Below are 20760 nucleotides of genomic sequence, written 5' to 3' on the forward strand. Positions count from 1 at the left end.
GTCAGCCCTCGAGGGCCTCGACCAGCACGGCGCGGAACGCCCGAGCGGCCAGCGGCAGCGTGTCGAGCGGCCGGTGCGCGACGGCGATGCTGCGCGACAGCGGCGGGTTCTCGAGGCGCGTGCGGCGCAGGCCGGTGCGGGTGCCCATGACGATGTCGGGGACGACGGCATGGCCCAGGCCCGACTCGACGAACCGCAGCACCGAGCCCATCTCGCCGCCCTCGACCGACAGCCGGGGCTCGAACCCGGCGGCGTGGCAGGCGCGGAACGTGACGTCGCGCAGGTCGTACCCCTCGCGGAACATGACCAGCGGCAGGTCCTCGAGTTCGGCCACGTCCATCTGGTCGGGCATGTCGGCCTCGGCGGGGCTGGCCAGCACGAGGCGCTCGGTGTAGACGACCGCGGTCTCCAGGTCGGGGATCTGCGAGGCCAGCGGCACGATCAGCAGGGCGAGGTCGATCCGCCCCGTCGAGAGCTCGGCGGTGAGGTCGCGCGACCCCGCCTCGTGCACCTCGAGGTCGATCGCCGGGTGCTCGGCGCGGAACTGCCGCAGCACCGGCGCGAGCAGGCCCTCGACCATCGACGGGGTGGCGCCCATCCGCACCCGCCCGCGCTGCAGCGAGGCGACCTCGTGCACCGACCGGGTGGCGTTCTCGGCCTCGATCAGGATGCGCTGGGCGTGGGGGAGGAGGGCCTCGCCGGCGCTGGTCAGCTCGACCCCGGCCCGGGCCCTCACGAGCAGCCGGGTGCCGAGCGAGTTCTCCAGGGCGAGGATCTGCTTGGACAGTGTGGGCTGCGAGACGCCGAGCGAATCGGCGGCTCGCGTGAAGCTCTTCTCGTCGGCGACGGCCACGAAGTAGGCCAGGTGGCGCAGTTGCACCGACCCATCATAGCCGTCGTCTATGAATGTCGGCCTTACTTCGACTTCGCGTGAATCGTCGAACGGGCCTAACCTGTCGCCGTGGCCACTTCCCAGATGACGCGCCTGCCCGCACAGCGGAGCACGGTCGCGCTGAAGTTTCTGATGGCGGTGACCGGCCTGATCATGGTCGGGTACCTGCTCCTGCACATGTACGGCAACCTCAAGGTCTTCGCGGGCCAGGAGGCGCTGGACGACTACTCGCACCACCTGCGCACCCTGGGCCAGCCGTACCTGCCCTTCGGTGGTGCGCTGTGGATCATCCGCGTCCTGCTGCTGGCCTCGATCATCGGCCACGCCTACGCGGCCGTGATGCTGTGGCGCCGCAACCGCAAGGCGGCGGGGTTCGTCGGCGGCAAGCGCTACCACTCGCCGCGCGGCTCGCGCGGCATCCAGCGCAGTTACGCCTCGTTCACCCTGCGCTGGGGCGGCGTCGTGATCCTGCTGTTCGTGATCTACCACCTGCTGCACCTCACCGGGAACCAGATCCACCCCGGCGGCGCGAGCGACAGCCCCTACGAGCGCCTCGTCAACGGCTTCGAGATCTGGTGGGTCGTGCTGTCCTACACGATCGCGCTGCTGGCCGTCGGCCTGCACCTGTGGCACGGCGTGTGGAGCGCCCTCACCACGCTGGGCGCCAACCACAGCGGCACCCGCGTCGGCTCGCGCCTGACGCCGCTGTCGTGGATCGTCGCGGGCGTCATCACCATCGGCTTCCTGATTCCCCCCTGGGCGATCCTGCTCGGGATCGTCGACTGAGAGAGACATGAACATGGCTTTGGACTTTCACGTCGTCGGCGACGAGATCCGCGACACCGCCGCTCCGGCGGGCCCCATCGAGAAGCGCTGGGACGAGCACCGGGCGCACATGAACCTGGTCAACCCGGCCAACCGCCGCAAGCTCAGCGTGATCATGGTCGGCACCGGCCTGGCCGGGGCGTCCGCCGCGGCCACGCTCGGCGAGGCCGGCTACCACGTCAAGGCGTTCTGCTACCAGGACAGCCCGCGCCGCGCCCACTCGATCGCCGCCCAGGGCGGCATCAACGCGGCGAAGAACTACCGCAACGACGGCGACTCGATCTACCGCCTCTTCTACGACACGGTCAAGGGCGGCGACTTCCGCGCCCGCGAGTCGAACGTCTACCGCCTCGCGCAGGTCTCGGTGAACATCATCGACCAGTGCGTCGCGCAGGGCGTCCCGTTCGCCCGCGAGTACGGCGGCCTGCTCGACAACCGCTCCTTCGGCGGCGTCCAGGTGTCGCGCACGTTCTACGCCCGCGGTCAGACGGGTCAGCAGCTGCTGATCGGCGCCTACCAGGCCCTCGAGCGCCAGATCGGCCTCGGCACGGTCGAGATGAACACGCGGCACGAGATGCTCGAGCTGATCATGGTGCCCGACGCCGACGGCACCGAGCGTGCCCGCGGCATCATCGTGCGCGACATGGTCACCGGCGACATCGAGACCCACCTGGCCGACGCGGTCGTGCTGGCCACCGGCGGCTACGGAAACGTCTTCTTCCTCTCGACGAACGCCATGGGCAGCAACGTCACGGCCACGTGGCGCGCGCACCGCAAGGGCGCCTACTTCGCGAACCCCTGCTACACGCAGATCCACCCCACCTGCATCCCCGTCTCGGGCGACTACCAGAGCAAGCTCACGCTGATGAGCGAGTCGCTGCGCAACGACGGCCGCATCTGGGTGCCGAAGAAGGCCGGCGACGACCGCCTCCCCTCGGACATCCCCGAGGACGAGCGCGACTACTACCTCGAGCGCATCTACCCGGCGTTCGGCAACCTGGTCCCGCGCGACATCGCCTCGCGTGCGGCCAAGTACCAGTGCGACGCCGGCAAGGGCGTGGGCCCGGGCGGACTCGGTGTCTTCCTGGACTTCGCCGAGGCCATCGAGCGCCTCGGTCGCCCGGCCGTCGAGGCCAAGTACGGCAACCTCTTCGACATGTACGCCCGGATCACCGGCGAGGACCCGTACACGCAGCCGATGCGCATCTACCCGGCCGTGCACTACACGATGGGCGGCCTGTGGGTCGACTACGACCTGCAGAGCAACCTGACCGGGCTGTTCGTCGCCGGTGAGGCCAACTTCTCGGACCACGGCGCCAACCGCCTCGGCGCCTCGGCGCTGATGCAGGGCCTGGCCGACGGCTACTTCGTGCTGCCGTACACGCTGGCCAACTACCTGTCGCACGCGCCGTACGAGAAGGTCCCCGAGGACCACCCGCGCGTCGTCGAGGCCCAGCAGGCCGTCGAGGAGCGGGTGCAGAAGCTGCTCTCGATCAACGGCACCCGCACGGTCGACTCCTTCCACAAGGAGCTCGGCCAGATCATGTGGGACTACTGCGGCATGGAGCGCACGGAGGAGGGCCTGATCAAGGCCATCCAGATGATCCGCGACCTCAAGGCGGAGTTCTGGAGCAACGTCAAGGTCACCGGCGAGGCCGAGGAGTTCAACCAGACGCTCGAGCGGGCCAACCGCGTGGGCGACTTCTTCGAGCTCGGTGAGCTGATGTGCATCGACGCGCTGAACCGCCGCGAGTCCTGCGGCGGCCACTTCCGTGGCGAGAGCCAGACCGAGGACGGCGAAGCCCTCCGCCACGACGACGAGTTCGCCTACGTCGCCGCGTGGGAGTTCGCCGACAGCCAGCCCATCCTGCACAAGGAGCCGCTGGAATACGAGTACGTCGAGATGAAGGCCAGGAGCTACAAGTGAAGATCACCGTTCGTGTCTGGCGCCAGAAGAACGCCGAGTCCAAGGGTGAGATGGTCACCTACGGCCTGGAGGACGTCAGTGAGCACATGTCGTTCCTCGAGATGCTCGACGTCCTCAATGAGCAGCTGACCCTCGCCGGCGATGAGCCCGTCGCGTTCGACTCCGACTGTCGCGAGGGCATCTGCGGCACGTGCGGCGTCGTGATCAACGGCATCCCGCACGGTCCCGAGGTCACCACGACGTGCCAGCTGCACATGCGCACGTTCCACGACGGCGACGTCATCGACATCGAGCCGTGGCGTGCCGGGGCCTTCCCCGTCGTCAAGGACCTCGTCGTCGACCGCGGCGCGTTCGACCGGATCATCCAGGCCGGTGGCTACATCACCGCGCCCACCGGCTCGGCGCCCGAGGCCAACAACATCGCGGTGCCGAAGGAGGACGCCGACCACGCGTTCGAGGCGGCCACGTGCATCGGCTGCGGTGCGTGCGTCGCGGCGTGCCCCAACGGCTCGGCGATGCTGTTTACCGCTGCGAAGATCACCCACCTGGGTCTGCTGCCGCAGGGCCAGCCCGAGCGCGACTCCCGCGTCCTGGGCATGGTCGAGCAGATGGACTTCGAGGGCTTCGGCGGCTGCACGAACATCGGCGAGTGCACCGCGGCGTGCCCCAAGGGCATCCCGCTCGACGTCATCAGCCACCTGTACCGCGACATGCGCAACGCCCTCACCAAGGCGTGAGCTGACGCAGTACCGATCGAAGGGGTCCACCGCGAGGTGGGCCCCTTCGTCGTCGGTGGATCGGTTCCCAACGTCACGCGTGTGACGTAGGGTGCCGGAAGTCGGTACGAACGTGTCACTTTCTTTCGGGGGAACCATGAATCACTCGCTACGGCGCATCGCGCTCGTGTTGCTGGGGCTGGTCGCCGGCCTGCTGATCGCACCGGTCGGCGCCGCGCAGGCGGCCACCGCCGGGACGGTCTCCGGCACCGTCACGGCGGCGCCGGGACTCCCGGCGGACGCCGACGTCTGGGTCGGCGTGCAGCGCCGGCTGGCGTCCGGCCACTGGGTGACGGTCAACCGCGGCACGGCCGCGAAGGTCGGCGGCACGTACTCCCTGCCGCTCGCCGATGCGGGCACCTACCGGGTGCAGGCGCAGGTCTTCGACCAGAGCAGCTCGGACTTCCGCACCGTCTCGGTGTCGAAGGGGGTCAAGCGGACGGGGGTGAACCTGCAGCTCCTGCCGAACCGCGAGATCTCCGGGCGCGTCTCGACCGAGGGCTTCACCCTTGCCGGCTTGGATCCCGATGGACCGCTGCTCGTCTCGGCCGACACCACGCGTGAGCCGTCGTGGTCGACGGAGGTCGCCGCAACCGCGCTGGTGGCGGCCGACGGCACCTACACCCTCTCGGTCCCGCGGCCCTACGACGAGGTCCGGGTCCGGTACCACCAGCGTCCGTGCCCGGACGACCCGGCCGAGGAGTGCGAGTTCGGCGAGGCGCTCGACGTGCTGACAGCGTTCTGGGACGGAACGACGTACGGCGCCCCGAGCTTCGACCAGGCGACCGCGGTCGACCTGAGCGGCGGAAGCGTCACTGCGAAGGACGTCACCCTGACGCTGGCGACGAAGTTCACCACGGTCACGAAGCCGCGGATCACGGGCACCCCGCGACTGGGTGCGACGCTCACCGCCCAGCCGGGCAGCTACGCGCCGGCGGCGACCTCCGTGGTCTACGAGTGGTACGCGGGCAGTGCGTCGGTGCTGGGCGAGTACGACGCGCTCGTGGGCACCGGTCGGACGTTCACGGTCACCTCCGACGTCATCGGCGACTCCCTCATGGTCCGAGCCCGTCCGGTCCGAGCCGGGTACGAGGGCCCGAACCTCGCGTCCGCCTACGTCTTCGCGAAGAGCCGCAGCTCCCTCTCCGTCAAGGCCAAGCCCGGCAAGCGCAAGGCCACCTTCACCGTGCGGGTCAAGGCGCCCGACATCGACACCGCGCGGATCTACGGCAAGGCCTCGGTCTACGCCAAGGGCAAGCGCATCAAGACCGTGACGGTTCGAGGCGGCAAGGCCACGATCAAGATCGCGAAGCAGAAGAAGGGCAAGCGCACCTACACGATCCGCTGGTCGGGCAACAAGTCGATCACCTCGGCGACGAAGTCGCTGAAGGTCAGGATCCGCTGAGCTGAGACGCTGGGGCCCGCCCGTTCGGCGGGCCCTTCGTCGCGCCGCAGCGCGCGATCGCCAGGGGCCGGACCTTCTCGAGTAGTTGATTCACCTGAGGTCGCTGCCGCGACCGTAAGACTCTGTCTCCGTCGAGAAGAATAGCCAACGAGATCAGCAGATTTCGCGACGACGGCCGTGCTGCGATGGGATGATCTCGGGACCGGTGCCGCTCAGGATGCGAAGCCCCGAACGAAAGTCCGCTGCTGATGCGCCTGCACACACGCCTCTTCGTTGTTCTCCTTGCCGCCGCCTCTGTGATCGTGGGTGTCCTTGTGGCGGCTCCCGTCCAAGCGGCTGCGACGAGCTCGATCGTCGGCACCATCACGCTGCCAGACGGGTCCGAATTCGGAGCGGGCCTCTCGGTGGAGCTCGTTCAGGATCAGTTCGGCGATGGTTCGCACGACTACATCGACGGCCACGCGTTCGACGGTGGAGAAGCCGCCTACTCCTATCGCTTCGATGGCCTCGACGCCGGGACTTATCAAGTCAGGGTCTTGGCGTCTTCACACTACGTTCCGGCCAACTCCCCGTGGATCGAGCTCGCCGCTGGGGAGCGTCGCGCCAACGTCAATGTGACCATGGTCAAGGGCGCTGGCGTCAGTGGGACGCTCGTGGCACCGGGGTTGGAGTCAGCGAGCTCGTTCACGATCGAGCAGCGCACGGCGCTGGGTGCATGGGAACAGGTCGACGAACTGGAGGCTTGGGAGCGAGGTGTGAAGGACTTCTCCTTCGACCAGTTGGAGGCCGGGACGTACCGGGTCGGAGTCGTCCCGGTCTGGCAGGACGAACTCGGTTACGTGAAGACGATGAGCGCGCCCTTCACATTGGCGACCGGTCAACTCAAGACCGGCCTCTCGATCAAACTCGACAAGGGCCCGCGGTTCTCGGGACGGGTGAGCATGAGTGGTTCCTCGAGTCTTCCGCCTGAGTTCGCGGACGAGGACTGGTCGTCGCATGTCCGTCTGGAGCAGTACAAAGCTGGTGAGGACGGCTCAATGGGATGGAACGAGCCGGACGAACTGCCCGGAATGACGTCAGCGTCCGTCGTGTCGGACGGCTCCTTCACACTCATCGCCCCTGGAGCAGGGACGTATCGGGTGGTCTTCACTGCGGGGAACGACCAGTACTGGTCGGAGCCGACTTCGGCCGCGACCGTCGTGGTCGGGCAGGAGGTGCGGCGCGACGTCGCGATCCGTCCCAGTGCTGCTGTCTCCGGCTCGGTGAGTTCGCCCGGACTGTCTTGGGAGAGCGATGAGGATGAAGGTCTTGAGGCCGGTGTCAATATCGAGATCCAACAGTTGGTGGGAGAACGGTGGGGTGTCGTGGGGTCGTCCCACCTCTGGAGGGCCGGGGCTTACACGGTCTACGTTCCGGGTGCGACTCCCGGATCGGTCCGTCTGCGGTTCATCCCAGGTCACCAGCCGGCCGCCGCCCGCGTGTTCTGGAACGGCACGGTCAACGGGACGGCCTTCGGCGCTGAGGCGCGAATGATCAATCTGACGGCGGGGTCGAAAGCGGTGGGACGTGACGTAACGCTTCGTCCAGCAGGCAGGATCAGCGGGACCATCACAGCCGCCACGCGGCCGAAGTCGGTTCGGGCGCTGTCGCAGTCCGGCGAACTCGTCACTGAGGCGTCGCTCGAGGGCAACGAGGACGGAACGTGGAGCTATGACATCGATGGTCTCGCCGCGGGGTCCTACGCCATCGCTTTCGAGCGCTCCAGCACGTTGACACGGTACGCGGCTCAGTATCACGCAGGAGTCGACGAGACACGTGGTGTCTCGGCGGCGACGGTCGTCACCCTCGGATGGGGCTCGACGACGGCCGGCGTGAGCGCCACGTATTGGACCGGCGGGACCATTCGGGGCACGGTCAAGAGAAGGGACGGATCCGCGGCCGTGGGCTGCTGGGTCGAGGCTTACGACACGAGCGGAGTTCGTGTGGCACGGCGTGCGTCAACTCAGGAGGACGGTGGTTTCCTAGTCCAGGGACTCAGCACGGGTCAGTACAAGGTGCGAGTTACGAAGAGCTGCGTCGGTTCCACCTTCTACCTGGACCAGCACTCGACCACGTACACCTCGACGTCCGCCGACTTGGGCGACACCGTGCAGGTCCGGACCGGGGCCCCCACTCTGCTACCACGTGTCCTGCAGCTCGTCGACGGGACTCAGGTTACTCCGGCGATCCGGAACACGGTGGCGCCGAAGGTTTCAGGTGTCCCTGCGGTGGGCCAGGTGCTGACCGCGGTGGTGGGTTCCTGGAGTGTGAGCGGGGTGTCCCCATCCGTCCAGTGGCGTCGTGACAGCGCTCCGATCGCGGGCGCAACTGGTACGACGTACGTGCTCACGGCCACAGATCTCGGCCGAAGGATCAGTGTCAGAGTGACGGCCTCGAAATCAGGCCATCAGCCGGCTACCGCCGACTCGAACGTGCTCGGTCCTGTGTCACCGGGAGTGCTCAGGACCACCGAGAAGCCCCTCCTGACGGGCACGGCCAAGGTGGGTTCCACCCTCAGCGCATCAGTGGGATCCTGGTCCGTGGCTGGAGCTAAACCGAGCTTCCAGTGGCTGCGCAACGGCGCGGTGATCGGCGGAGCCACGAAGTCCACGTATCGGCTCGTCGCCGCGGACCGTGGCAGTCGAATCAGTGTGCGCGTAGCGGCGACGGTCGCCGGGTATGCCCCCGCGCCGGTGACGACGAGTGCGACCGCCGTGGTCAAGCAAGCGGTGGCAATGAAGGTCAACGCCAGGGGTGCGAAGAAGAAGGCCACGCTCACCGTCAAGCTATCCGGACGCGGACTCCCGGCATCGGCCGTGAACGGGAAGGTCACGATCTTCCTCAAGGGCAAGAAGGTCGCGACGGGGAAGGTTCGCAAGGGCAAGGTGAAGGTCGTGGTGAAGAAACAAAAGAAAGGCAAACGCACCTACGTCGTCAAGTACCTCGGGAACAGCACCGTGCTTCCGCTGTCCCGGACCGTCAAGGCCACCGTCAAGTAGGTGGTCGCGACACCTGCCGCCCGTCCGGCCCTCAGTCCACCGGTGGGGTCCGGGCGGGCGACGGCTTCCCTGGTCCTCGTGGCCGCGTCGGTTGTCGTGTTCATGCCCGGTGGCTTCGACCGGTTCGTCTGGCCCAAGTTGGCGTTCGCGGCGCTGGCCGTCGGGGTGGGTATGTGGGCACCCGGGTCAGGGCGCCTGCCCCGGACGATCTGGATTCCGGTGGCCGCCGCCCTGGCGGCGATCGTGGTCTCAGCGGCCGCGAGCGCAGCACCACTCTCGTCGCTCCTCGGCAGGTGGCCGAGGTACGAGGGCCTTCCGGTGCTCCTGCTCTACGTCGGCAGCGCCGTGCTCGGCGCTCACCTGCTCGGTACCGGGGACAGGGGGCGCGCGGAGTTCTTCCGTCGCGCCCTCGTCGTGGCGGCGGCGTTGATGGCCGTCGTTGCCTGGGCCGAGATCGCCGGCTTCGCACCATTGGGACGAGGTGACGTGGAACGGTCCGGGGGGCTCTTGGGCAACGCCACCGACCAAGCGGTCGTCGCCCTCATGATCGCGGCCGTTCTGGTGGTGCCGGCGCTTGCGCGTGAGACGTGGGCCCTGGTCGGGATCGTCTGTGCCGGATCGGTCGTCGCGGTGTCCGGATCGCGAGCCGTTCTGCTCGCGACGGTCGTCGTGGTGGCGGTCCATGTGCTCGCCCGTCGCGATCGATCGGCTCTCGTTCTGCTGCCGGCCACCGCAGTTGTCGGCCTGACGGCAGTGTGCGTGCCGGTGGTGCGGAACAGGCTCCTCGATGCCGCGACCTTCGATGTCCGGCGGGTGCTCTGGGCCGACAGCATCGACCTCCTCGGTCATCATCTGCTTCTGGGCGTCGGTCCCAGCGGGTACGTCGACGCGATCGGGGCGCACCTGTCCGACGGCTGGCTCGACGTCGCGAGCGCGGCAGGGGGAGCGCCGGACTCGCCTCATGTGTGGGTTCTGCAGGCGTGGAATGCCGGGGGCGTGGTGGGACTTGCGGCTGTGCTCGTCCTCGCCGTCGTCGTCCTCGTGCGGGGGCTGCGTCGCGTGCAACAAGAGGAGCAGGACGGTTTCGCGATCGGCGCGTTCGCGGCCGTGTTGGCGTACGGACTCGTCCTGTTGACCCACTTCACGATCGCCGGGACGGTCGTCCTCGCCGCGTTCCTTGCTGGAGCGCTGGTCGCGGAGGGCGGTGTCGTCCCGCGGTCCACCGTCCTCGCCAGCTCCGTTCTTGCAACGCTCTTCGTCCCGTGGGCGTTGGCCGCCTCGGTCGCGGATGTCCAGGTGCAACTGGGTGTCACGCACGCCATGAGCGGGGACGCCGTCGCGGCGGACCGCGAGTTCGCTGCGGCGGCGGGAACCCGAGGCTGGGATTCGGACGTCGCGATGCTCGCCGCGCAGTCGCTGGCGGGTGCTTTGTCCTCAGATCCCGAGGCCGTGGACCTCACCATCGACTGGGCCGATCGCAGCCTCGAGCGCACCCCGGACACCTACGCCACGAGGTTGGCGCGGGCGGTGGCACTCAACGCGTCCGGCCGACAGGGCGAGGCCCTGCAGGCTCTGGACGAACTGGTCGCCGATGCACCGGCCGAGGCCGACCCGCGCATCCAGCGAGCAATCGCCCGCTTGTCGACGGGGGACGTGGGGGGCGCTCGGACCGACGTCGAGCAGGCCGAAAGAATCGATCGAGATCATCCGGCAATCGCCCCGATCAAGCGTGTTCTCGCCTCGCAGTGAGATCGACACAGATCCTCCGAGACTGTGAGGGTGAGCGGCATCTCTTTCGTTAGCATGGTTAATGAACTATGCTAAGGACATGCCCACCGATTCGCAGCGTCTCGCGCAGGCGGTGGCCCGACTCAACCGACGGTTGCGCCAGGAGCGCCAGTCCGACCTGACCGCCACCCAGCTCTCCGTGCTGGGGTCCGTGCGCGTCCTCGGACCCGCGACGCCCAGCCAGATCGCCGCGCGCGAGCGCGTCTCCCAGCCGTCGGTCGCCCGGACCCTCAAGTGCCTGCTCGAGGACGCGTACGTCCTCAAGAACCCCCACCCCGACGACGGCCGCCAGGTCCTGATCTCGATGTCCGACCTCGGCGAGAAGGTCCTGGCCGAGGAGCGGCAGCGCCGCGACCTGTGGCTCGACCGACGCCTCACCACCTTCACCGCGGCCGAGCGCGCACGACTCCGGGAAGCCACCGACCTCTTGGTCCGGCTCGCGGAGGACGACGCTTGAGTCCCACGTTCCGCAGCCTGTCGATCCGCAACTACCGCGTCTACGCCATGGGCGCCCTGGTGTCGAACATCGGCACCTGGATGCAGCGGGTGGCGCAGGACTGGCTCATCCTCGTGCTCACCGGCAGCGGCACGGCGCTGGGCATCACCACCGGCCTGCAGCTGCTGCCCGCCCTGCTGTTCAGCCCCGTCGCGGGGGTCGTGGCGGACCGGTTCCCCAAGCAGCAGGTCCTCAAGGTCACCCAGCTGGCGATGGCGATCCCGGCCGCTCTCCTCGGCGTGCTGGCGATCACCGGCGCGGTCGAGGCGTGGCACGTCTACGTCATCGCGTTCGTCTTCGGTGTCGGCGCGGCGTTCGATGCGCCGGCACGCCAGTCCTTCGTCTCGGAGATGGTCGGCCAGGACCACCTCGCCAACGCGGTCGGCCTGAACTCCGCGTCCTTCAACACCGCGCGCATGATCGGCCCGGCGCTCGCCGGCCTGCTCATCGCCGCGCTCGGCAGCGGCGTCTCCGCGACCGGCTGGGTCATCCTCGCCAACGCCGCCAGCTACCTGGCGGTGATCGCGTCGCTGACCGCCCTCGACGTGCGGCGGCTGCGCCCCTCGCCGGTGTCCGGCAGTCGCAAGGGTGCCGTCCGCGAGGGTGTCCGGTACGTGCGGTCCCGGCCTGATCTCGTGCTCCTGCTGACCTGTGTGTTCTTCGTCGGCACCTTCGGGATGAACTTCCAGATGACGTCCGCGCTGATGGCCACCGAGGTCTACGGCAAGGGCGCCAGTGAGTACGGGATCCTCGGCTCGATCCTCGCCGTCGGCTCGCTGGCCGGTGCGCTGCTCGCGGCCCGCCGCACGCGGCCGCGCCTGATCTTCGTGGTCGTGGCCGGGATGACGTTCGGCCTCGCCGAGATCGCCGCGGGCCTCATGCCGAGCTACCTGACGTTCGCGCTGATCCTGCCGCTGCTGGGCGTGTCGTCGCTGACGATGGTCACGTCCGCCAACGGGCTGATCCAGATGACGTCGGCGCCGGAGATGCGCGGACGGGTGGCGGCGCTCTACCTCATGGTCTTCATGGGCGGCACCCCGCTGGGCGCGCCGCTGATCGGCTGGATCGGCGAGGCGTTCGGCGCGCGCTGGACGATGATCCTGGGCGGCACGATGTCGGCCCTGGGGATCGCGGTGGCGACGGCGCTCTACGCCCGCACGCACCACCTGTCCGCGCGGGGCCGGATCTCACCGGCCGTGCGGCGACTGATGCATCGGCAGGGGCTCGACCAGGAGGTTCTCGTCGGGGCCGACTGAGCCCACGCGGCGCTCGCCGAGCTTGACCACGACGACCCCGCCGAGGACGAGCAGCGCCCCGACGAACTGGCCCGGCCCGGGCTGCTGGTCCAGCAGGACCCACGCGAACACCAGGGCGGCTGCGACCTCCGAGAGCGCCACGAACGAGGCGAGGCGGGAGCCGAGGCGGCGTGCCGCGGCGATGCCCGTGACGTAGGCCAGGGCCGCCGTCACGAGGCCGAGCAGGACGACGGGGACCCACCACGGCACCGTGCCGATCGTGAAGGTGACCGGAGCGGTGGTCATCGTCAGGGGCAGCCAGCCGACCAGGGCCGTGGCCCAGAAGACGACGGAGGCGACCATCAGCCCGGCCGCCGCGAGAGTGAGGGGCGGGAGCCCGCTCGTGTCATCGGCCGAGATGACGAAGTACGCCGCGGCGCCCACCATCGCGCCCAGCGCCAGCAGCACGCCGACGACGTCGATCGCGGCGCCGCCCACGTCCAGCAGCAGCACGAGACCGCCGGCCGCGACGACCGCGCCGACCACGGTCAGGCGGCCGGGGCGCTGCCCGCCGGCCCACCACATCCAGCACACGACCGCGACGGGCGCGGTGTACTCGATCAACAGGGCCACGGCGACGTCCAGGCGCGCGACCGCCATGAAGTAGAAGAGCTGGGCACCGGCGACGGCCAGGAGCCCGTACAGGACGATCGTCCGTGCGTGGGTGCGCAGCAGCCGGGTGCGCCCGCGGACGGCGAGGGCGCCGGGGACGGCCAGCACGAGCGCGGCCATGGTGACGCGCATTGCGACGGCCGCGCCGGCCGACCACCCGGCGTCCATCAGGCCGCGAGCCAGGGTGCCCGACAGCCCGAACGCCACCGCGGACGTCAGCGCCAGCGCCAGGCCGGTGGCGGTCCGACGTGTCGGCCGGACGATGTCAGGGGTGTCGGTGCTCATGAGTCCTGACGGTACGGCGTGGTGTCGTAAGGTGTCAACATGGTCTTCACTCCTGACGTCTCCGACGCCCTCGGAGCCGCTGCCGAACTGGCCAACTCCGCGGGGGAGCGCGACACCCTCGAGGCGCTCGACGACCTGACCGAGTTCTTCGACCGCTGGGCCTTCACCGGCGCGCGTCCGCGGACCCGCGCCGATCTCGAGGCCGTCCGTGCCATCCGACCGCGGTTGCGTGAGCTGCTCACTGCCGAGCGCGGCGACGCGGTGGGCCTGGTCAACGCGGTGCTCGCCGAGCAGCAGGCCGTGCCCCGGCTGGTGCGGCACGACCGCCTCGACTGGCACGTGCACGCCATCGCCGACGACCGCCCGCTGCACGAGCGGGTGCTCGTCGAGACCGCCATGGCGATGATCGACGTCATCCGCGCCGACGAGATGGACCGGCTCGGCACCTGTGCAGCCAGCGACTGCGACGACGTCGTCGTCGACTTCTCCCGCAATCGGTCCCGCAAGTTCTGCAGCACCACGTGCGGCAACCGCGAGGCTCAGGCCGCCCACCGGGCGCGGAGGGGGTGAAGGAGTCCCCGAAGGGCTAGGAGAAGACCGAGCTGCCGAACTCGATGAAGATCAGGCCGGTGACGATGACGTACCAGAGCAGCACCACCAGCAGCGTCCAGTTGCTGAGGAATCGCGCGACGCGGGACCCGGGACGCCACAGGTTGAGGCTCGCCCGGGTGACCAGGACGAAGATCGGGATCACCACGATCCACACGGCGACGCAGTAGAGGCACAGCAGGCCGATGTCGTAGATCGCCTGGTACTGCAGCCACGTGACGAAGAGGACGCCCGCCGTCACGCCGACCTGGACGCCGGCCCACATCCACCGCGGGAGCGAGATCCCGCTGACGTGGACGACGCCGAGCGCGAGCAGGACCGAGAACCCGATCATCCCCAGCATCGAGTTCGGGATGCCGAAGGCCGAGGCCTCCTCCGAGCTCATGACGCCGCTGCAGCTGGCCCACCGCGACACATCGCACAAGAAGCCCGCGACCTCGTCGGCATCGCCGTTGGCGACGTCGAGCTTCTGCTGCAGGAGCTGCAGCTTGTCGTACGTCAGGACGGTCGCGGCGATCAAGCCGACGACCCCGGCGACGATCATCGCCCATCGCGTCACGACGTCGGGCCTGAAGGTTTTCTCCATGGCGTGAGAGTAACGGGGGCCCGGGAGCGCCCGGTGTGAAGTTCGCCGCCCGGGCATGAGACGTCCCTCGGGGCGCACGCGACAGGCGTAGACTCGACAGGTCATGACCCTTCACGAAACCATCGCGCGCGCCGTGGAGACGGTGACCCCGGACCTCATCGAACTGCGACGCGACCTCCACGCCTTCCCCGAGCTCTCGTGGCAGGAGGAGCGCACCACCGACCTCGTCTTCGCGTGGATGGACAAGCTCGGGCTCAGCCCCCAGCGGTTCGAGGGCACGGGCCTTTCCGTGGACATCGGCCCCACCGGCGGTCCCATCGTCGCCCTGCGCGCCGACCTGGACGCGCTGCCGATCCTCGACACCACGCAGGACCCGTGGCGCTCCAAGAACCCCGGCGTCGCGCACGCCTGCGGTCATGACGTGCACGTCTCGGCGCTCATCGGTGCCGCCACCGCCCTGGCCGAGGCCGACCGCACCGTCGGCCTCCCCACCCGGGTCCGCCTGATCTTCCAGCCCGCCGAGGAGGTCATGCCCGGCGGCGCGCTGCGGCTGCTGTCCGACGGCGCGCTCGCGGGCGTCAGCCGGATCTTCGCCCTGCACTGCGACCCGTCGCTCGACGTCGGCCGCGTCGGCATCCGCGAGGGTGCCATCACCGGCGCCTCCGACCAGATCCACGTCGTCCTCAACGGCCGCGGCGGCCACACCTCCCGGCCGCACCTCACCGAGGACCTCACGTTCGCGCTCGGGAGCCTCATCACCCAGCTGCCCGCGGTCCTGTCGCGCCGCTTCGACCCGCGCGCCGGCGCCAGCCTCGTCTGGGGCCAGGTCAGCGCCGGCAACGCCGCCAACGTCATCCCGGCGGTGGGCGAGCTCAAGGGCACGCTGCGCATGCTCGACGCGGCCGCCTGGCACGACGCCGAGCACCTCGTGCGCGGCATCATCGCCGACATCGTCGAGCCGTTCGGCGTCGGCGTCGACCTCACCTACACCCGGGGCGTGCCGCCGGTCGTCAACGACTTCAGCGTCACCGAGCGCCTGCGGGCCGCGGTCGCGACCGCCCTCGGCCCCGAGGGCGTGGCCAGCACGGCCCAGAGCCTCGGCGGCGAGGACTTCGCCTGGTACGTCGAGACGCTCCCCGGCACGATGGCGCGCCTCGGCACCCGCACGCCGGGCGGACCCACGTACGACCTGCACCAGGGCAACCTGCGCGTCGACGAGCGGGCGATCGCCGTCGGTGCGCTCGTGCTCGCCAACGCGGCCATCGCCTGACCGATCGTTGACGCGCCGGCGGGGCGCCGCTACGTTCCCCGCGTGCCGCGGTCCCTGCTCCGAGCCCTCGCGGCGACGGTCGTCCCGTTCGCGCTGCTCGCAGCGTGCGACCCCGGTTCGGAGGACGCCCCGGCCGCGCCGAGCGACTCGGTGCTGACACCGCCCGCGCGTTCCGCGCCGCCGGCCGAGCTGTCGCCGTTGGACCAGGTCAGGCTGCAGGAGCCCGTGCGATCGGGGTCCGTCGTCGCCGAGGAGGAAGGGAGCGGGCCGACCGAGACACGCTTCTTCCGGGCGGACGGCGGCTACGCGTTCCGGGTGATGTGCATCGGTGGCGGAACCCTGCGGGTGGACCTCGAAGTCGCGGACGAGCCGCTCTCCGTCACCTGCGACGGCACACCGGCGGGACTCTGGGTCAGGACGGACGGCGCGAGCACGGTGGCGTGGTCGATCCGCGCCGAGCCCACCCAGCGGTGGGGGATCGTCTGGTTCGAGCCGACCCCCGACTAGTCAGGCCTCGGGCTCGGCCTGGGCCGGGTCGTCGTCGCCGCGGACCACCACGACGGGGCACGAGGCGTTGCCGACGGCGTGCTCGCTGACCGATCCCAGCATCAGGCCCTTGAAGCCACCCAGGCCGCGGGGACCCACGACGAGCAGGGACGCGCCCTCGCTGGCCTCGACGATGACGGTGGCCGGCTGGCCGCGCTCGACGCGGAGGGTCACCTCGACGTCCGGGTGCTCGGCGAGGATCTCGCGCGTGGCCTCCTCGAGGCGCTCGCGCACGGCATCGGCGAAGTCGGAGGCCGGGGGCACGTAGCCGAACTCCTGGGTCTTGGGCTTGGGCGCGGTGCGCATGGTCCAGGCGCGGACGATGATGACCGGCAGGTGGGCCCGCTCGGCCAGCGCGAGGGCCCAGCGCAGGGCTTGGTCGGCGAAGTCAGAGCCGTCGTGTCCGACGACGATGGGTCCGGAGAAGGGCATGCCCCGATCCTAGGGCCCCGGGGTTTGATTACGGTTCGGTGACAGTTGCCACTGAGACTGCAGAGTCGGTCCGTGGTGGCCCCGCGGACGCTTACTGTCGTCCTGACATCGCGTGCGCCCTCGTGTCGGGGCGCAGCCCCCGAGGAGGAAAAAGTGCGTCGATTGAACAAGCTGACCGCAGCGGCCGCCGTGACCGCCCTGGTCTTCGCCGGAGCCGGCTGCTCGAAGAAGAGCAGCGACGACGAGAGCGCCGCCGGCGAGGACTGCGTCGAGAAGGGTGACGTCAAGGTCGGCATGGCCTTCGACGTGGGCGGTCGTGGAGACCAGTCCTTCAACGACTCGGCCGCCAAGGGCCTCGACAAGGCCGCGTGCGAGCTCGGCTTCGAGGTCAAGGACGCCGAGGCCCAGGACGGCGAGCCCGAGTCCGCTCGCGAGGAGCGCCTCCAGCAGCTCGTCGACGCCGGTTACAACCCGGTCGTCGCCGTCGGCTTCGCGTACTCCGCGTCGGTCGGCAAGATCGCCAAGGCCAACCCCGACGTCAACTTCGCCATCGTCGACGACGCCGTCGAGGGCGAGAACATCAGCAACCTGCTGTTCGCCGAGGAGCAGGGCTCGTTCCTGGTCGGCGCGGCTGCCGCGCTGAAGTCCGAGACCGGCACGATCGGCTTCGTCGGCGGTGTCGACACCGAGCTGATCAAGAAGTTCGAGGCTGGCTACAAGGCCGGCGCCAAGGCCGCCGACCCCAAGGTCAAGGTCCAGTCCGTCTACCTGAGCACCCCGCCGGACTTCAGCGGCTTCGGTGACCCGGCCAAGGGCAACACGGCCGCCACCGGCATGTTCGAGAAGGACGCCGACGTCGTCTACCACGCGGCCGGCGGCTCGGGCGGTGGCGTCTTCCAGGCGGCCACCGACGCCAAGAAGTGGGCCATCGGCGTCGACTCCGACCAGGCGAAGACGGCCGACGAGTCGGTCCGCGACAGCATCCTGACCTCGATGACGAAGAACATCGACGTCGCGGTGTACGACTTCCTCAAGGGCGTCGAGGGCGACGACATCAAGACGGGCCCGCAGGTCTACGACCTGAAGTCCGACGGTGTCGGCTACTCCACCACCGGCGGTCACGTCGACGACATCAAGGACAAGCTGGACGAGTACAAGCAGCAGATCATCGACGGGACCATCACGGTTCCCTCGAAGTGATCGGGTCCTCGAAGCACTGAGGCCCGGCGGCCCGGCCCTGCGCGATAGCGTGGGGCCGGGCCGCCTCCTTTGGGTCCGCTGAACCACCAGAAGGTGACATCGTGAGCAACACATCGACCGATCCCGGCGCCAGCGCCACCGGCGCACCGGACGTCGCGGTCCGCCTGCGCGGCATCGGCAAGACCTTCCCCGGCGTCGTCGCCAACCACGACGTCGACATCGACGTCCGTCGTGGCACGATCCACGCGATCGTGGGCGAGAACGGCGCCGGCAAGTCGACGCTGATGAAGATCCTCTACGGCGTGCAGAAGCCGGACTCGGGCACGATCGAGCTCGACGGCCAACCCGTCGTCCTCTCGAGCCCGTCGGACGCGATCGGCCACGGCGTGGGCATGGTGTTCCAGCACTTCATGCTGGCCGACAACCTCACCGTCCTCGAGAACGTCGTGCTCGGCGCCGAGAAGCTCCACGGCATCGGCGACGGCGCGCGCACGAAGATCCGCGAGATCTCCGCCGCCTACGGCCTCGGCATCGAGCCCGACGACCTGGTCGCCGACCTCGGCGTCGGCGCCCGCCAGCGCATCGAGATCCTCAAGGTCCTCTACCGCGGCGCGCGGATCATCATCCTCGACGAGCCCACCGCGGTCCTGGTGCCGCAGGAGGTCGACGAGCTCTTCGACAACCTGCGCGAGCTCAAGGCCGAGGGCCTGGCCGTCATCTTCATCTCCCACAAGCTCGACGAGGTCCTGTCGGTCGCCGACGAGGTCACGGTGATCCGTCGCGGCGCCACCGTCTCGACGGTGCCGGCCGACAGCGTCACGTCGCGCCAGCTGGCCGAGCTCATGGTCGGCTCCGAGCTGCCCAGCCCCAGCACCGAGCTCTCCACGGTCACCGACGTCGAGGTGCTCGAGGTCGTCGACCTGCACCTGCCCGACGCGCGGGGCGGCCGGCCGCTGCTCGACGGCATCTCCCTGAGGATCCACCGCGGCGAGATCCTCGGCATCGCCGGCGTCGAGGGCAACGGCCAGGCCGAGCTCGTCGAGGCGATCATGGGCATGCGTCCCGACGCGACGGGCCGCATCGAGCTCAACGACGGCGACATCGCCGGCTGGTCCACGCGTGAGCGCCGCGAGGCGGGCATCGGCTACATCCCCGAGGACCGGCACCGCCAGGGGCTGCTGCTCGACGCGCCGCTGTGGGAGAACCGCGTGCTGGGCCACCAGACCCGCGAGCCGAACATCGCCGGCCCGTTCATCGACCGCCGCGGCGCCCGCGACGACACCGAGCGGATCGTGCGCGAGTACGACGTGCGCTCGCCCGGCATCGACACCCTCGCCCGCGCCCTCTCCGGCGGCAACCAGCAGAAGCTGATCGTCGGCCGCGAGATGAGCAGCGAGCCGAGCCTGCTGATCGCCGCGCACCCCACGCGTGGCGTCGACGTCGGCGCCCAGGCCGCCATCTGGGACCACATCAAGCGCGCCCGGCGCGACGGCCTGGCGGTGCTGCTGATCTCGGCCGACCTCGACGAGCTGATCGGCCTGTCCGACACGATCGCCGTGCTGCTGCGTGGCCGTCTCGTCGGCACCTTCGACCCCGGCGACGTCACGCCGCAACAACTCGGCTCGGCGATGACCGGTGCCACCGACGAGGAGGAGACCGCATGACGGGGTCGCGGATGACGCGGATCGCGCTCGCGCTGGCCGCGCCGGCGCTGGCGCTGGTGACGGCGTTCCTGATCACGAGCCTCGTGCTGATCCTGGCCGGCGACGACTGGCTGGGCGTCTGGAGCCAGATCCTGAGCTGGCCCACCAACCGCACGATGGTCAACATCGTCAACTCGGCCACGGTGTACTACCTGTCCGCGGTCGCGGTGGCGATCGGGTTCCGCATGAACCTGTTCAACATCGGCGTCGACGGCCAGTACCGCATCGCCTCCTTCGCCGCGGCCTGGGTCGCCGGCGAGGCACTGCTGCCCGGCCCGCTGAACATCGTCCTGGCGCTGCTCGCGGGCATGTTCGTCGGCGCCATGTGGGCCGGCATCGCGGGTCTGCTGCGGGTCACCCGCGGCGTCTCCGAGGTCATCTCGACGATCATGCTGAACGCCATCGCCACGGCCGTCGTCGCGTACCTGCTGCGCAAGGTCGCCGTGCGCGAGGAGGGCAGCAACATCATCTCGACCAAACCGCTGCCCGAGGGCAGCCGCATCCCCGGCATCCCGTTCCTGGGCGGCGAGATCTACGGCTTCGTCGTCATCGCGGTCATCGTGGGCATCGCCTACTGGGTCCTGCTCAACCGCAGCCGCTTCGGCTTCGACCTGCGCGCCGCCGGCCAGTCCGAGAGCGCCGCCGTCGCGTCCGGCATCAACGTCAAGAAGATGATGCTGGTGACGATGCTCATGTCCGGCGCCATCGCGGGCCTCGTCGGCCTGCCGCTGCTGTTCGGCCAGGCCTACGCCTACGGCTCGACGTTCCAGTCGGGCCTGGGCTTCGCCGGCATCGCCATCGCCCTGCTGGGCCGCAACCACCCGATCGGCATCGCCATCGGCGCTCTGCTGTTCGCGTGGCTCGACCAGCAGTCCAACCCCCTGCAGATCCTGCTCGACGTCTCGCCCGACATCGTCAAGGTCACGCAGGGCGTCATCGTGCTCACCGTCGTCATCGCGTACGAGGTGGTGCGCCGCTACGGGGTCCGCCTCGAGCAGCGCCACGTGGCGGCCGCCCTGGACCCGCAGTTCCAGCAGAAGGAGGTGTCGGCATGAGCGAGCGTCAGCGAGCGAGC

The 20760-nt window shown here is 69.6% G+C and carries 18 protein-coding genes; 14 read left to right on the forward strand and 4 right to left on the reverse strand.

Features of this window, described 5'->3' with window-relative positions; translation table 11 throughout:
* Nucleotide 1 precedes the first annotated feature (1 nt).
* Nucleotides 2–880: a LysR family transcriptional regulator gene (locus tag AFL01nite_RS05370; RefSeq protein ID WP_146826177.1), complete on the reverse strand. Its 879-nt coding sequence runs from the start codon at nucleotides 878–880 to the stop codon at nucleotides 2–4.
* 81 nt (nucleotides 881–961) lie between these two features.
* On the opposite strand from AFL01nite_RS05370, the gene AFL01nite_RS05375 reads away from it, so the two are divergent.
* From AFL01nite_RS05375 to AFL01nite_RS05410, 8 genes are all read left to right on the forward strand, one after another.
* Entirely contained in the window at nucleotides 962–1678 is a 717-nt protein-coding gene (locus AFL01nite_RS05375; RefSeq protein ID WP_246119598.1) for a succinate dehydrogenase cytochrome b subunit, read from the forward strand.
* A 7-nt stretch (nucleotides 1679–1685) separates the two neighbouring features.
* Nucleotides 1686–3644: a fumarate reductase/succinate dehydrogenase flavoprotein subunit gene (locus AFL01nite_RS05380; protein WP_222593398.1), complete on the forward strand. Its 1959-nt coding sequence runs from the start codon at nucleotides 1686–1688 to the stop codon at nucleotides 3642–3644.
* Nucleotides 3641–4381 (forward strand): succinate dehydrogenase/fumarate reductase iron-sulfur subunit, encoded by a 741-nt coding sequence (locus tag AFL01nite_RS05385; protein ID WP_146826181.1) that lies wholly within the window; start codon nucleotides 3641–3643, stop codon nucleotides 4379–4381. The genes AFL01nite_RS05380 and AFL01nite_RS05385 overlap by 4 nt, the downstream gene beginning before the upstream one ends.
* A 136-nt stretch (nucleotides 4382–4517) precedes the next feature.
* The gene (locus tag AFL01nite_RS05390; protein WP_146826183.1) at nucleotides 4518–5825 is read left to right on the forward strand and encodes a hypothetical protein; all 1308 of its coding nucleotides are present in this window, start codon (nucleotides 4518–4520) and stop codon (nucleotides 5823–5825) included.
* 248 nt (nucleotides 5826–6073) lie between these two features.
* Complete coding sequence (locus tag AFL01nite_RS05395; protein WP_146826185.1) at nucleotides 6074–8863, forward strand: carboxypeptidase-like regulatory domain-containing protein; 2790 nt, start codon at nucleotides 6074–6076, stop codon at nucleotides 8861–8863.
* Between the two features lie 78 nt (nucleotides 8864–8941).
* Nucleotides 8942–10612: an O-antigen ligase family protein gene (locus tag AFL01nite_RS05400; protein ID WP_146826187.1), complete on the forward strand. Its 1671-nt coding sequence runs from the start codon at nucleotides 8942–8944 to the stop codon at nucleotides 10610–10612.
* Between the two features lie 79 nt (nucleotides 10613–10691).
* The gene (locus tag AFL01nite_RS05405; RefSeq protein WP_186813823.1) at nucleotides 10692–11108 is read left to right on the forward strand and encodes a MarR family transcriptional regulator; all 417 of its coding nucleotides are present in this window, start codon (nucleotides 10692–10694) and stop codon (nucleotides 11106–11108) included.
* Nucleotides 11105–12403: an MFS transporter gene (locus AFL01nite_RS05410; RefSeq protein ID WP_146826191.1), complete on the forward strand. Its 1299-nt coding sequence runs from the start codon at nucleotides 11105–11107 to the stop codon at nucleotides 12401–12403. The genes AFL01nite_RS05405 and AFL01nite_RS05410 overlap by 4 nt, the downstream gene beginning before the upstream one ends.
* On the opposite strand, the gene AFL01nite_RS05415 is transcribed toward AFL01nite_RS05410, so the two are convergent.
* Nucleotides 12335–13339: an EamA family transporter gene (locus tag AFL01nite_RS05415; RefSeq protein ID WP_146826193.1), complete on the reverse strand. Its 1005-nt coding sequence runs from the start codon at nucleotides 13337–13339 to the stop codon at nucleotides 12335–12337. The genes AFL01nite_RS05410 and AFL01nite_RS05415 overlap by 69 nt on opposite strands.
* A gap of 39 nt (nucleotides 13340–13378) precedes the next feature.
* Between AFL01nite_RS05415 and AFL01nite_RS05420 the strand changes: the two genes are divergently transcribed.
* Complete coding sequence (locus tag AFL01nite_RS05420) at nucleotides 13379–13909, forward strand: CGNR zinc finger domain-containing protein (RefSeq protein ID WP_146826195.1); 531 nt, start codon at nucleotides 13379–13381, stop codon at nucleotides 13907–13909.
* A gap of 16 nt (nucleotides 13910–13925) precedes the next feature.
* Here AFL01nite_RS05420 and AFL01nite_RS05425 read toward each other — a convergent pair whose 3' ends face one another.
* The gene (locus AFL01nite_RS05425; protein ID WP_186813824.1) at nucleotides 13926–14534 is read right to left on the reverse strand and encodes a vitamin K epoxide reductase family protein; all 609 of its coding nucleotides are present in this window, start codon (nucleotides 14532–14534) and stop codon (nucleotides 13926–13928) included.
* A gap of 103 nt (nucleotides 14535–14637) precedes the next feature.
* On the opposite strand from AFL01nite_RS05425, the gene AFL01nite_RS05430 reads away from it, so the two are divergent.
* Nucleotides 14638–15804, forward strand: a complete 1167-nt coding sequence (locus AFL01nite_RS05430) for an amidohydrolase (protein WP_146826199.1) — start codon at nucleotides 14638–14640, stop codon at nucleotides 15802–15804.
* Nucleotides 15805–15846: 42 nt separating this feature from the next.
* Entirely contained in the window at nucleotides 15847–16311 is a 465-nt protein-coding gene (locus tag AFL01nite_RS05435; protein WP_146826201.1) for a hypothetical protein, read from the forward strand.
* Here AFL01nite_RS05435 and AFL01nite_RS05440 read toward each other — a convergent pair whose 3' ends face one another.
* On the reverse strand, nucleotides 16312–16782 hold the full coding sequence (locus tag AFL01nite_RS05440; protein ID WP_146826203.1) for a universal stress protein: 471 nt from the start codon (nucleotides 16780–16782) through the stop codon (nucleotides 16312–16314).
* A gap of 153 nt (nucleotides 16783–16935) precedes the next feature.
* Between AFL01nite_RS05440 and AFL01nite_RS05445 the strand changes: the two genes are divergently transcribed.
* The 3 genes from AFL01nite_RS05445 to AFL01nite_RS05455 all read left to right on the forward strand — a co-directional run bounded on the left by AFL01nite_RS05445 (nucleotide 16936) and on the right by AFL01nite_RS05455 (nucleotide 20740).
* Complete coding sequence (locus AFL01nite_RS05445) at nucleotides 16936–17982, forward strand: BMP family lipoprotein (protein ID WP_246119599.1); 1047 nt, start codon at nucleotides 16936–16938, stop codon at nucleotides 17980–17982.
* Between the two features lie 101 nt (nucleotides 17983–18083).
* Nucleotides 18084–19646: an ABC transporter ATP-binding protein gene (locus AFL01nite_RS05450; protein ID WP_222593399.1), complete on the forward strand. Its 1563-nt coding sequence runs from the start codon at nucleotides 18084–18086 to the stop codon at nucleotides 19644–19646.
* Nucleotides 19643–20740 carry an ABC transporter permease gene (locus AFL01nite_RS05455; protein WP_146826207.1) on the forward strand — a complete coding sequence of 366 codons (1098 nt, stop codon included), beginning with the start codon at nucleotides 19643–19645 and terminating at the stop codon, nucleotides 20738–20740. The genes AFL01nite_RS05450 and AFL01nite_RS05455 overlap by 4 nt, the downstream gene beginning before the upstream one ends.
* The last annotated feature ends 20 nt before the right edge of the window (nucleotides 20741–20760 follow it).

The organism is Aeromicrobium flavum (genome assembly GCF_007992115.1).
Classification (GTDB): domain Bacteria; phylum Actinomycetota; class Actinomycetes; order Propionibacteriales; family Nocardioidaceae; genus Aeromicrobium; species Aeromicrobium flavum.